The sequence below is a fragment of the Streptomyces sp. NPDC017246 genome, from assembly GCF_044331325.1.
Lineage (GTDB): Bacteria > Actinomycetota > Actinomycetes > Streptomycetales > Streptomycetaceae > Streptomyces.
Genome location: NZ_JBIRMW010000013.1, coordinates 175,115 through 187,370 on the forward strand (window position 1 = coordinate 175,115; position 12,256 = coordinate 187,370).

Genomic DNA, 12,256 nt, shown 5'->3' on the forward strand with positions numbered 1-12,256 from the left:
CGGGACAGCTAGCTTCGCGGTACAGAGCCAGCTGGGAGTCAGCCGGCCACGGCGGGCGGAGAGTGGTCATGGGGCGGTCGCGCACGGTCGAGTGGGAGGACGCCGGGGCCACCGCCCGGGCCGCCGGGTCGATGGCGGGGCTCGACTTCCTGCGGGAGATGGTGGCGGGACGGCTCCCCGGCCCGCCGATCGCCGCGCTCCTCGGCTTCGGCCTGGAGGAGGTCGAGGAAGGACGGGCGGTGTTCGTCCTGGAACCGGGCGAGGAGCACTACAACCCGATCGGCAGCGTGCACGGCGGGGTGTACGCGACCCTGCTCGACTCGGCGGCCGGCTGCGCGGTCCACTCGACTCTCCCGCAGGGCACGGCGTACACCTCGCTCGACCTCTCGACCCGCTTCCTCCGGCCGATCACGACCGAGACCGGCAAGGTCCGGGCGATCGGCACGGTGCTGTCGCGGGGCCGCAGGACCGCACTCGCGGAGGCGGGCCTGTACGACGCCGAGGACCGGCTGCTCGCGCACGCGACCAGCACGTGCATGCTCTTCCCCGTCCCGTGACCGGTTCCGGGACGGGTCCCGGAAGACGTTTCCGGGAGCACGCGCGCGTAGCCCGCGCTCGGCTCAGCGGATGATCCCCGTGACCGGGCGGGTCCGGGTGCAGCCGTCCGGGGCGACGTCGGGGACGCCGTTCGCCTGCAGGGCCGCGCTCACCAGGGTGGCGAGCAGATCGATGTCCGACCCCATGTCCAGACGGACCGTCACCCAGCCCGAACCGGCACGGAGACGGACCGCGCTCGACCCCAGCAGCGCCGGGCGCAGTTTCGCGACCATGGCGCGGGTGAGGTGGACGTCGGCCTCGTGTTCACCGTGGAAATGCACGATCTCCTCCGTCGCCGTGCCCAGTCCGATCTCGGCGCCGCAATGGGCCCGACCGGGGGTCAGCGAGGGCCAGCTCATCAGACGTTCACTGGCATGCCTGGCCGTGTTCATACGGAGGAGCGTGCCGGGCCCGGGGGCCGCGCACAAGCGTCCTGCGGGAAGAATCCCGCTCAGGCGTGAAACATGCCGCGAGCAGGGGCTGTGTGACTGTGTGTCACGGCGTTCCGTGGGGATGACGTGACCCGGTGTCACTGTGGGGCACGTGCGCGGATGCGGGCCGCGAGGACGGCCACGTCGTCCTCCGCGTCGTGTGCGCCGAGGCGGTGGAGCACCTCGTCGACGACCTGTCCGGGGCCGGAGTCCGGGGTGAGCCTGAGCGCGGCGAGGCGGCCGAGGGAGACGTCGATGTCCTCGCCGCGCCGCTCGACGAGTCCGTCGGTGAAGATCAGCAGGGTGTCGCCCGGACGGAGCGGTCGGGTGGTCGGTTCGTACCCCCCGACGCCGGTGCCCAGGGGTGGTCCCACGGTGAGGTCGACCAGCGCGGCCGAGCCGTCCGCGCCGAACACCGCGGGCGGCAGGTGTCCGGCGCAGGCGAAGGTGGCGGTGCCACGGGCCGGGTCGACCCGGACGAGCAGCACGGTGGCGGGGCGGCGGGCGTCGTCCTCGGCGACCACGGCGTCGAGGTGGCGCAGCACCCGGTGCGGCGGCAGGTCGGTCGCGGCGACCTCGCGGAGGGCCGTGCGGTAGGCGTTCATGTCGACGGCCGCGTCCAGGCCGTGTCCCATGACGTCGCCGACGACCAGCAGGCTGCGGCCGAAGTGGAGCCGTACCGTCTCGAACCAGTCGCCGCCCACGAGGGCACGGGGCCCGGCGGGGAGGTAGGCGCCCGCGATCTCCAGGTTGGGGTGGGGACGGCCGGGCTCGGCGACGAGGGCGCGCTGGAGATGGAGCGCGGTGTCCTCGGTGGCCGCGAGGCGACCGGCATGCCCGAGGTGGCGGGCCGCGAGCCGGGCCGCGTACCGGAGGAGGGCCGCTTCGTCGTCGGAGAAGGGCCCGCCGCCGCTCCGGGCGACGCCGACGGTCCCGAGCGGTTCCTCGCCGTGGACGGCGAGGGGGACGGAGAGACGGTGGGTGGCGGGGGTGTGGGCCGCCGGGCCGCGGGCCGCGGGGCCCCGGGCTTCGGGACCGCGGGCTTCGGGACCGGAGGCGGCTGCCGCGCGGCGGAGTGGAGCGCCCTGTTCCGTCAGCAGGTCGACCTCGGTGGCCGCGCGCAGGTGGCGGGCGACGAAGCCGGCGAGTTCGCGGCAGGTGCTCGTCTCGTCGAGCGTCGTACCGATCTCGCCGATCGCCCGCTCCATGGCCCGCACCCTGGCCAGGAGGGCCTCGTCCCGTTCCTCGTCCCGTTCCGCCACGACACCTCCACCGCCGCGCGGTCCCCGGGTGGCACACCCGGTTCCCCCATTGCACCAGCGGGTGGCGTCCCGCGCGCGGCACACCTCGCGCGGGACGGTTGTGCGACGGTGCCCGATCTGATCAAGTACAAGCAGAGGCTACTGGCCAGTACGAGATTCCGCTCCCCGGGGGGACAGCCATGACGACCGGTTTCTTCAGCTCCGTCGACGACGTCGCCGAGAAGCTCGCCACGACCGGCTACCTCGCGTCACCCGCCGTCGCCACCACTGTCTTCCTCGCCGACCGGCTCGGCAAGCCGCTGCTCGTCGAGGGCCCGGCCGGCGTCGGCAAGACGGAGCTCGCCAAGGCCGTCACCGAGGTGACGGGCGCGCGGCTGGTCAGGCTCCAGTGCTACGAGGGCGTCGACGAGTCCCGCGCGCTGTACGAGTGGAACCACGCCAAGCAGCTGCTGCGGATCACGGCCGGGCGGGGCGAGTCCTGGGACGAGACGCGGACGGACATCTTCGGCGAGGAGTTCCTGCTCCCCCGGCCGCTGCTCACCGCGATCCGGTCCGAGCGGCCGACCGTGCTCCTGATCGACGAGACCGACAAGGCGGACGTCGAGGTCGAGGGCCTCCTCCTGGAGGTGCTCAGCGACTTCCAGATCACGGTTCCCGAGCTCGGCACCATCACGGCGACCCGGCGCCCCTTCACCGTGCTCACCTCCAACGCGAGCCGCGAGCTGTCCGAGGCGCTGCGCCGGCGCTGCCTCTTCCTGCACATCGGCTTCCCCGAGGAGGAACTGGAGCGACGCATCGTCACGCTCAAGGTCCCCGGTCTCGACGCCGTCCTCGTCGACTCCGTGGTGCGGGTCGTCGGTGCGCTGCGGGCGATGGACCTGCGGAAGCTGCCGTCCGTCTCGGAGACGATCGACTGGGCCCGGACCCTGCTGGCACTCGGCGCGGACCGACTGGACGAACGGGTCGTACGGGAGACCCTGGGCGTCCTGCTGAAGCACCAGGAGGACATCGTGAAGGCGGCGGCCAAGCTCGACCTGGACGCGGTGTGAGGCCCGCGGACGCCCCCGACGCCCCGGGAGGTTCCGCCGCCGCCACGGCGCCCGGTGCGACCGCGGCCCGGCTCACCGGTCTCGTGGGCGCGCTGCGCGCCCACGGCTTCGGGATCGGGACCGGCGAGACCGTGGACGCCGGGCACGCCGTGGAGGCGGTCGGTCTCACGGACCGCGGGCGGCTCCGGGAGGCGCTGGCGGCGACCCTCCTCCACGGCGAGAGGCAGCGACCGGTGTTCGACCAGGTCTTCGACCTGTACTTCCCACTGGGCCACACAGCGGCGGCGGAGGCGTACGAGAACACCCCGGCGGCTCTCGCGGCGCTGCGGGACCGCCTCGCGGACGCCCTCACCGCGGCTGACGGCGCCGCTCTCGACCGTCTCGCCGCCGAGGCGGTCGGCGGTTTCGGCGGCTACGGCTCCGGCCCCGGGTCGGACGGCTGGTCCTCGTACCAGACGCTGTCCCGGCTGCGGCCGGAGACGCTGCTGGCGCGCGTACGGGAGCGGCTCCGGGCCGCTCCCGGGGCGGAGGACCCCGAGTTCACCGAGCGGCTCCTCGACGACGAGATCCGGCGCCGGATCGAGGCCTTTCGCGAGCGGGTCAGGACCGCGGCCCGGCGGCGCGTCGCGGAGCGGCAGGGCCGGGGCCGGGTCGCACGACGCGCGGTCGCGGGGACGGCGGACACCGTGGACTTCCTCCTCGCCGGACGGGCCCAGCTGGACGAGCTGCGGCGGACGGTACGGCCGCTGGCGCGGAAGCTCGCCACCCGGCTCGCGGCCCGTCGGCGCCGGGCCTCGCGCGGGGAGATCGATCTGCGGCGGACACTGCGCCGCTCGCTGTCGACCGGGGGCGTGCCGGTGCGGCCCGTGCTGCGACGGCGCCCTCCCCGGCGGCCGGAGCTGGTCCTGCTGTGCGACGTGTCGGGGTCGGTGGCCGGCTTCGCGCAGTTCACGATGCTGCTCGTGCAGGCGCTGCACGACCAGTTCAGCCGGGTGCGGGTGTTCGCCTTCGTCAATCGGGTGGACGAGGTGACGGGGCTGATCGCCCGGGGTTCGGCGGATCCGGCGGGGCTCGGCGACCGGATCCTCGCGGAGGCGGAGCTGACCGGGTGGCACGGGCAGAGCGACTACGGGACGGCGCTCGGGGAGTTCGCCGACCGGTATCTGGAGGCCCTCGGCCCGCGCACGGTCGTCTTCGTCCTCGGGGACGCCCGGACCAACGGCTCCGACCCGAACCTCGCGGCGCTGCGACGGATCGCGGACCGGGCACGCCGTGTCCACTGGCTCAACCCCGAGCAGCCCTCGCTGTGGGGTACGGGCGACTCGGTGGCCCCGGCCTACGCCGGTCTCGTCGAGATGCGGCCCTGCCGGAACGCCCGCCAGCTCGGGGCGCTGATCGGCCGCCTGCTGCCGGTGTGAACCGCGAAACGCGGGGCTGGGGCGGAGGTGGTGCCGGACCGTCGCCCGCATGGCACGATCGGTCCATGCCCACCGGATCCGACCGTCCCGAGACGGAATTCCCCCGCGCCATCGGCGCGCCCGCCACGCGCGCGCTCGCCGCGGCCGGATACACCCGCCTCGACCAGCTCGCGGGCGTCCCCGCCGCCGAGCTCGCCGCCCTGCACGGTGTGGGGCCGAAGGCGCTGCGCGTGCTCGGCGAGGTGCTCGCGGAACGCGGCCTCTCCCTGGGGTGAGTCCCGGCCCGTCGGTGGGGGCGACTTCCGGTCCCGGTTGTACTGCGGGCGGGCGCGCGAACTAGCGTGACCTCCATGGAACTCTTGGGAGAGATAACGGCCGACCGTCCCCTGATCGTCCTCGCCGTCAAGGAGGAGGCGCAGTTCCTGGAGACGGATCTGCCCGTGCTCCTGACCGGCATGGGCAAGGTGAACGCGGCGACCGCGCTCGCGACCGTCCTCGGCCGGGGCCCGCGGCCGTCCGGGATCGTGAACCTGGGCACGGCCGGGGCACTGCGGCCCGGCTGGACGGGGACGCACGTCGTCGGGACGGTCGTGCAGCACGACCTCGACGGCGAGCTGCTGGCGACGCTGACCGGCGAGACGTACGGGTCGTCGCTGTCGCTCCCGGACGGTGGCGACGTGGTTCTGGCCACCGGGGACGCGTTCATCTCGGACGAGGCCGCTCGCGCCCGGCTCGCGGAGCGGGCGCCGCTGGTCGACATGGAGGGGTACGCGCTCGCGGTGGCCGCGGAGCTGTCCGGGGTGCCGCTGCGCATCGTGAAGCACGTCAGCGACGAGGCCGGGGACGGGGCCGCGCGCACCTGGCGTGAATCGGTCGCCGAGTGCGCGCGGGCGCTGGCCGACTGGGCGGAGGCGAACACCCCGTACCGCTCCTGAGCGATACGGGGCGGCCGGGCCGGCGGTGCCGGTCCCGGGCGTCTCGTCGAGCCGCCGACGGTCGGGTCAGCGGTGCTGGAAGTGGACCTCCGGGTTCGCCGGGGTCGGGCCGTCGAGGACCGGGCGCGCGAGGCCGCGCAGGTGCTGGTCGAAGAACGCGGCCACGTACGTCCGGGTGACGGCGACGGCGCGGTCGGTGGGCAGTTCGGGCTGCGGCAGGCCGAAGTGACGTGAGATCACGGGGCCGTCGGAGAAGGTGAAGTGCTCGGAGCCGGCCACCGTGACCCAGCGCTTCCACCCGTCGAGCGCGGTCCACGCCCGGTCCCAGCTGGTGTCGATCCCGCCGGGCAGGTGCATGTCGTCGTGGGTCCCGAGCATCATGAACGGGCGGCCCCCCAGCCCCTCCGCCGGGAGGTCCTCCCAGAACGAGCCGTCCATGTTGATCCCGGCGTCGACGCGCCGGTCGGCCACCATCGTGCTCGCCGCGCTCGCCCCGCCGATGGAGTGACCGGCCATGCCGATCCGACGGGCGTCGATGACGTCGGCGTACTTCCAGACGGGCCGGGGCCCGGTGAGCCGGTCCAGGACGTACCGCATGTCGGCGGCCCGGGTCGTGGTGACCACACTGGCGGGCACACCGCCCTCGTCCACAGCCGTGCAGGCGACGCAGGTGAGGGTACGGCCGCCGGGCAGGCTGATCCCGTAGGACTCGTAGGCGTGGTCGACGGACGCGACGACGTAACCGCGGGAGGCCAGGTCCTCGGCGAGATGGGTGAGCGTCCAGCGGGAGACGCTGAAGCCCGGCGAGAGCAGCACCAGGGGGCGCCTGCCCGGCGCGGGCCGCGCGTCGGTCCCGCTGTGGGTGCGGGTCCGGGCGAGCACGTCGCCGGAGACGCCGGGCCCGAGCTGCTCGGCGAGCAGCCGTGCCTCGTCCCGGGTGGCGTACGGCGCGGGGCGCCCGCTCCCGGCCCGTGCGGCCGGGTAGTGGAGTGTGACCATGAGCGCGCGCCCGTCGGCGGTGGGCACCCACGGGTCGGTACGGGACCGGTCGACGAGCGGCAGGACGGTGCTGCCGACGGAGTACGGGCCGGTGGGTGCGGGAAGCGCGGCCCGGGTGACGACCGGCGCGCCGGACGAGGACGGGGCCGATCGCCAGGCCGGTGTGCCGGACGAGGACAACGGCGACTGCCACGCCGACGTGACGTCGGTGCCGACGGGAGCCGAGGCCGAGGCCGGGCCCGCCGTGGCGAGAGCCGCCGGTAACGTGAGGGAGCAGGCGATGAGGGCGGCCGCGGCCGCCCTGCTGAATCGGATCATGAGGGCACGCTAGAGGCCACGGCCGGACGGACGCGTCCGTCTGCGGGCCCATGTCCCGTCAGACCAGGGGCGGACACGGGACGGTCTGCACTCCGCCGTACGACGTCCGGCCCATCCCCGAAGGCCACGCGTGCGGCGCGGCCACGTCCCTCCCTCTCCGCCCCGTCCGCCGCGCCCCCGCCCACCGGTCGCCGCCACGGAGGAAGTGCCGCCGTGCCCGGTCCACTTGCCGGTCCGCCGGCCGGCTCCCGCTCCTCGGAACGCTGTCCGCCCGACCACCTCCCGGGACGGCCTTGACAGTGCGGAAGGCGGCCTGCCTAAGCTGAGGCGCTCCCTTCCGGACGTGGACGGGTTCTGGGCCAGGGCCTGCGGGGAGGCGGATGTGCGCGTATCGATCGCGGCGCCGCGCGGCCCCCGTATCGGCCTCCCTGACAGCCTCCCCGCCGACCTCCGCACCGGCTTCCGGGTGAGCGCGCCGCTGGTCTGCCGACGGCACGTCGACTACTGCCGTACCTCATCGGCCATCTGTCCTTCCTGCCGCGCCTGACCCCGCCCCGCGTGGGTCCGCGCGTCCGCCGACATCCCGTGACCCGGCCCTCTTCGGCGCGTCTCCGCGCGCCCGTGGCCGGCCGCGCGCTCCTGTCTTCCGGAAGGACCTCCCATGCCCCGCCCTGCCCTGCGCCTGGCCGTCGAGATCGACGGTGACGGTGCCCATCCGGCCGCGTGGCGACGTGCCGCGCACTCCCCCGGCGAGCTGCTGACCCCGCGTCGGCAGGCCCGGGTCGCTGCCGTCGCCGAGAACGCCGGGTTCACCCTGGTCACGCTGGACGACTCGATTCTGCCGCCGGGTTCCGGCGCCGATCCGGTGGGCCGGATCGGGGCGGTGGAACGGGCCGCGTACGTGGCCGCGTCGACGAGCGTCCTCGGGGTGGCCCCCGTCCTCGCGACCACCTACGCCGAGCCGTTCCACGTCTCCTCGCAGCTCGCCTCGCTCGACCATGTGTCGGCCGGCCGGGCCGGATGGGTGGTGGGGGTCGAGGAGGACCCCGCCGCCGCGCGTGCCTGGGGCCGGCCTCCGGTCGAGGGCGCCGACGCGCGGGCCCGCGAGGCCCGCGACGGCCTCCGGGTCGTACGAGACCTGTGGGACTCATGGGAGGACGACGCGGTCATCAGGTCCGTGGCCACGAGCCGCTATCTGGACCGGTCGCGGCTCCACACCGTCGACTTCACGGGGGAGACGTACTCCGTGCGGGGTCCGTCGATCGTGCCGCGCCCTCCGCAGGGGCGGCCGGTGGTCCTCGCCCGCACGGGTCTCGTACCGGCCGAACTGATCGATGTGGCACTGGTCGGCGGAACCACCGCCGCCGAGGTCGGCGAGGCGGCCGCGTCCGCGACGTCCGGCGAGGGCGCGCCGCCGCTGGCCTTCGCCGAGATCGAGGTCGCCCTGGACACCCCGGGCGCGACGGCGCGCGAGCGGATCACCGAGCTGGAGCGGTACGCGCCGTGGACCGCCCGCCCGGACCGGCTGCGGTACACCGGACCCGCCGCAGGACTGGTCTCCCTGCTCACCGAGTTGAGCGGCCGGGTCGACGGGGTGCGGCTGCGTCCGCTCGTCCTCGACGAGGACCTGGCCGTGCTCTCCCGGCTCGTGCTGCCCGAACTGTTCGTCCGGCGGATCGCGGCCCGCCCGCTGCCGGGCACCACTCTGCGTGGCTCCCTGGGCCTCGCCCGGCCTCTCAGCCGCTTCACGACCGACGGCGCCGCCGCACTCGTCCGGGAGGAGACCCGATGACCCGCACCGACCCGACCGACGTCCCCCGCCCGGACGCCCGGCTGCACTTCGGGGTGTTCTTCCAGGGCGTCAACCACTGGACGATCTGGTCCGACCCGTCGAGCGGTTCGCAGATCGATCCGGCGTCCTTCCTCCGAGTGGCGCGCACCGCCGAGCGCGGCCTCTTCGACGCCTTCTTCCTCGGGGACGGTCTGCGGCTGCGCGAGTCGGAGGGCGGTGTCCACGAACTGGACGTCGCCGGCCGCCCGGACTCGATCACCCAGCTGTCCGCGCTCGCCGCCGCGACCGAGCGCATCGGGCTCGTCTCCACCTCCAACACCACCTTCAACGAGCCGGGCGACCTCGCCCGGCGCCTCGCCGGTCTCGACCTCCTCTCGGAAGGCCGGGCCGGCTGGAACGTGGTGACCACGCACAACGCCTGGACCGGGGAGAACTTCCGGCGGGGCGGCTTCCTCGACCACGCCGACCGCTACCGGCGCGCCGAGGAGTTCCTGACCGTCGCGCGCGCCGTCTGGAACGGCTGGGAGAAGGACGCCGTGGCCGCTTCCGTCGAGGCCCGTACCTGGTCGGTGCCGGGCGCCGTGGGACGCGTACGGTCGAGAGGGGCCCAGTTCGACGTCGACCTGGCGCCGACCCTGCCGCGCAGCGCCCAGGGTCATCCGGTGATCTTCCAGGCGGGCGACTCGGGGGACGGCCGGGACTTCGGTGCCCGGAACGCCGACGTCATCTTCTCCGCGCACGGTACCGACTTCGACGACGCCCTCGCCTTCGCCGGGGACATCCGGCGCAGACTGCGCGCGGCGGGCCGGGCCGAGGACGCGCTGCGCATCCTGCCCGGCACGGAGATCGTCATCGGTGCGACCGAGAAGGAGGCCGAGGAGAAGGCCCGTTGGGTCCGCCTCTCCCAGGTCACGCCCGCGGTGGCGCTGGGCATCGCGAGCCGGCTGTGGGGCATCGACCTGTCCGGACGGGACGCCGACGGGCCGCTGCCCGCCGAGGATCCGGTGGCCGCCCAGGACAAGGGGACCTTCGGGACCCGGTGGGTCGAGGACCCCCGGGAGGTGGTGGCCCGGTGGCGGGCGAAGGCCGAGGCCAACGGCTGGTCGCTGCGCGAGGCGGTCATCGAGCTCGGGCCGCAGCAGCGCGGGCACGTGGGCACTCCGGCCGGGCTCGCCGAGAAGTTCGCCCGGTTCGTGCGGCACGGCGCCGTCGACGGCTTCAACATCACGCCGTACCTGGTGCCGGACGGGCTCGACGACGTCGTGGAGCTGCTCGTGCCGGAGCTCCAGGAGCGGGGCGTGTACCGGACCGCGTACACGGGCACGACGCTCCGCGAGCATCTGGGGCTGGCCCCGGCGGTGTGACACGACGGCGGACGGGTCCGCGTGCGGGGAGCCGCGTACCCGTCCGCCGTCCGGCCACCGGACCTCAGCCGAGCGGCAGCTCCAGGAAGGACGGCTCGTCCTCCGGGGAGCCGACGACGGTCTGCGTCCAGGTGACGGAGGCGTCGCCGTACAGCGGGTCCTTGCTGTCGACGACCAGCATCAGCCGGTGCCCGGAGGCGATGTCGTACGCGGCCGCCTGGAGCTTCCAGGTGACGGTCGTGTCCTGGTCGGGCGTCAATCCGTAGACGTTGAGCGGTTCGTGACTGATGATGCGGGCCGTGTCGTCCTCGGCGACGTCCAGCAGATGGGCGTAGAGGCTCGCGGAGGTGGCGGTGGAGCGGACCGTGAGGCGCACCCGCGGGGTGCCCCGGACGCGACGTGCGGCCGTCTCCGCCCCGTCGGACGAGACCAGCGGTTCGGTCGTCCACGCGACCGCGTGCCGACGGTCGATCTTGCGGGTGTCGTAGATCTTGGGGTTCCCGGCCCACTCCGCCCGGCCGGTCTGCATGATCGCGTCCATGGCCGTGGCCTCGGTGTCCACGCCCGCGAGGAACGCGCGCCGCCAGCCGGTCTCCTCCGCCCCGGGCGTTCCTCCGCCGAGGGGAACGAGCCGGCCGTCGGCCCCGCTCCCGCCGTCCCCGGTGAGACCGAACGCCTCGGTGCTGTGGGTGACCTCGCTCCAGTCGGCGCCGGTCTCCCGGCGGGCGGGTACGACGATCCGGTTCTCGCCGGTCGGCTCTCCGGTCTGCGGGTCCAGGATCGGCTCCGTCACGTACGTGAACATCACCTGGTTGCAGACCTGCGGCCAGTCCTCCACCCCGTTGTTCTCGCCCTTGAGGTGGTGGTCGAGCCAGGCGTACGCCTCCGCCATGGGCAGGTTGACCTCGCCGGGCGTGGTGGGCGGGCCGATGAGCGCGGGGCCCTCGGGAGCGGCGTGGTCGCCGATCCACATGTTGAGCCGCTTGGGCACGTCGAGGCCGTTGAAGGTGTCCAGGGCCTGGTTGACCGCGAAGAGGCTCTCGTGCCAGGTGTTGGAGAAGAAGGTGGGCGTGCCCTTCTCGTTGGTCTGGGGGAGGTACGACTCGGGGGCGCGCTTCGAGCCCCACTCCACGACGGTGTCCAGGTTCCGGTCGGCCTGGAAGTCGGCGAGGATCCGCTGGTTCTCCTCGTCGAACTTGCTCTCCACCGGCCCGCCGGTGAGGGCGAGGAGCGCCTTGACGGCCGCGAGGTGGCGGGTGTTGTTGTCGTAGAGGCTGGTCGCGAGGTTGCCCCAGGTGCTGAGGGCGACGACGGTGGCGACCCGGTCGTCGTGGGCGGCGACGAGCTGGCTGATGCCGGAGCCGTAGGACTCGCCCATGAAGCCGATCACGCTCGGGGCGAAGTAGTCGACGGCGAAGTCGATGACGGCGGAGCCGTCGGCCCAGTCGTGGGGTCCGGCGACGTCGACGAGGCCGCTGGAGGTGGAGGGCAGGCCGGGGATGCCGAGCCCCCGCGGCGTGTAGGCGAGGACGTGGTAGCCCTTGTGGGCGAGGACGAGGTACGACCAGAGGAACAGCGGCCAGCCGAAGGGGGTCCAGCCGGCGGGGACGACGACGAGCGGGTGCGGGCCGGGTCCGAGCTGCCGGAGGCTGAAGGCGGAGAGCCGGACGTTCTCCGTGTCTCCCTCGCTCCCCGCGGCCCCTTCGATGCGGTGGTACGCGGGCAGTGCCAGGCCGCGTACCTCCTGGACGTACGCGGCGAGTTCGGCGGGGAGCAGTGCCTCGGCGCCGTCGGTGCCGTCGGTCGTCCCGCCGAGGAGCGCGTTGGCGAGGGTCTGGCCGAGCCGGACGGCACCGGGGTCCACCGTTCCGTCGGCGGCCCAGAGGCCGCGCCCGGCGATCCGGGAGGTCTCGGCGGCGGTCAGGGCCGCCGAGACGTCCGGAAAGCCGGGGAAGTGTTCGGACGAGCCGGTGGTGAAGGGGTTGTCCTGGGGCACGTGCACCCGTTCCTCTCGACTGGACTGGTGACTGTCCGCGGTGCGGACGGTCGCAAGCCTCACGTATGTGGGTCGGAGCGGCCAGAGCGCACGAA

Annotated in this window: 11 protein-coding genes; 7 read left to right on the forward strand and 4 right to left on the reverse strand. The window is 74.1% G+C overall.

Translation table 11 applies throughout. The features are described from left to right. Window positions 1-68 precede the first annotated feature (68 nt). Window positions 69-557 carry a PaaI family thioesterase gene (locus tag ACH4MY_RS27705; protein ID WP_398006458.1) on the forward strand — a complete coding sequence of 163 codons (489 nt, stop codon included), beginning with the start codon at window positions 69-71 and terminating at the stop codon, window positions 555-557. A gap of 63 nt (window positions 558-620) precedes the next feature. Here ACH4MY_RS27705 and ACH4MY_RS27710 read toward each other — a convergent pair whose 3' ends face one another. Continuing rightward, entirely contained in the window at window positions 621-989 is a 369-nt protein-coding gene (locus ACH4MY_RS27710) for a luciferase family protein (protein ID WP_229902158.1), read from the reverse strand. A gap of 137 nt (window positions 990-1,126) precedes the next feature. Next, complete coding sequence (locus tag ACH4MY_RS27715) at window positions 1,127-2,290, reverse strand: PP2C family protein-serine/threonine phosphatase (protein WP_398006459.1); 1,164 nt, start codon at window positions 2,288-2,290, stop codon at window positions 1,127-1,129. 179 nt (window positions 2,291-2,469) lie between these two features. Here ACH4MY_RS27715 and ACH4MY_RS27720 point away from each other — a divergent pair, with 179 nt between their 5' ends. The 4 genes from ACH4MY_RS27720 (at window position 2,470) to ACH4MY_RS27735 (ending at window position 5,692) form a co-directional block, all read left to right on the forward strand. Further along, on the forward strand, window positions 2,470-3,339 hold the full coding sequence (locus ACH4MY_RS27720) for an AAA family ATPase (RefSeq protein WP_398006460.1): 870 nt from the start codon (window positions 2,470-2,472) through the stop codon (window positions 3,337-3,339). Between the two features lie 83 nt (window positions 3,340-3,422). Continuing rightward, window positions 3,423-4,757 (forward strand): VWA domain-containing protein, encoded by a 1,335-nt coding sequence (locus ACH4MY_RS27725; RefSeq protein WP_398006523.1) that lies wholly within the window; start codon window positions 3,423-3,425, stop codon window positions 4,755-4,757. Window positions 4,758-4,822: 65 nt separating this feature from the next. Then, a complete protein-coding gene (locus ACH4MY_RS27730; protein ID WP_398006461.1) occupies window positions 4,823-5,032 on the forward strand; it encodes a DNA-binding protein in 210 nt (69 codons plus the stop codon). Between the two features lie 75 nt (window positions 5,033-5,107). Then, entirely contained in the window at window positions 5,108-5,692 is a 585-nt protein-coding gene (locus ACH4MY_RS27735; protein ID WP_398006462.1) for a nucleosidase, read from the forward strand. Window positions 5,693-5,758: 66 nt separating this feature from the next. Here ACH4MY_RS27735 and ACH4MY_RS27740 read toward each other — a convergent pair whose 3' ends face one another. After that, entirely contained in the window at window positions 5,759-7,009 is a 1,251-nt protein-coding gene (locus ACH4MY_RS27740) for an alpha/beta hydrolase family protein (RefSeq protein WP_398006463.1), read from the reverse strand. A gap of 661 nt (window positions 7,010-7,670) precedes the next feature. Between ACH4MY_RS27740 and ACH4MY_RS27745 the strand changes: the two genes are divergently transcribed. Both ACH4MY_RS27745 and ACH4MY_RS27750 read left to right on the forward strand, forming a co-directional pair. Further along, complete coding sequence (locus tag ACH4MY_RS27745; protein WP_398006464.1) at window positions 7,671-8,801, forward strand: LLM class flavin-dependent oxidoreductase; 1,131 nt, start codon at window positions 7,671-7,673, stop codon at window positions 8,799-8,801. Then, window positions 8,798-10,165: an NtaA/DmoA family FMN-dependent monooxygenase gene (locus ACH4MY_RS27750; RefSeq protein WP_398006465.1), complete on the forward strand. Its 1,368-nt coding sequence runs from the start codon at window positions 8,798-8,800 to the stop codon at window positions 10,163-10,165. The genes ACH4MY_RS27745 and ACH4MY_RS27750 overlap by 4 nt, the downstream gene beginning before the upstream one ends. A 64-nt stretch (window positions 10,166-10,229) precedes the next feature. Here the strand turns inward: ACH4MY_RS27750 and ACH4MY_RS27755 are convergent, their stop codons facing one another. Beyond that, window positions 10,230-12,161 (reverse strand): CocE/NonD family hydrolase C-terminal non-catalytic domain-containing protein, encoded by a 1,932-nt coding sequence (locus ACH4MY_RS27755; RefSeq protein ID WP_398006466.1) that lies wholly within the window; start codon window positions 12,159-12,161, stop codon window positions 10,230-10,232. Between the last annotated feature and the right edge of the window lie 95 nt (window positions 12,162-12,256).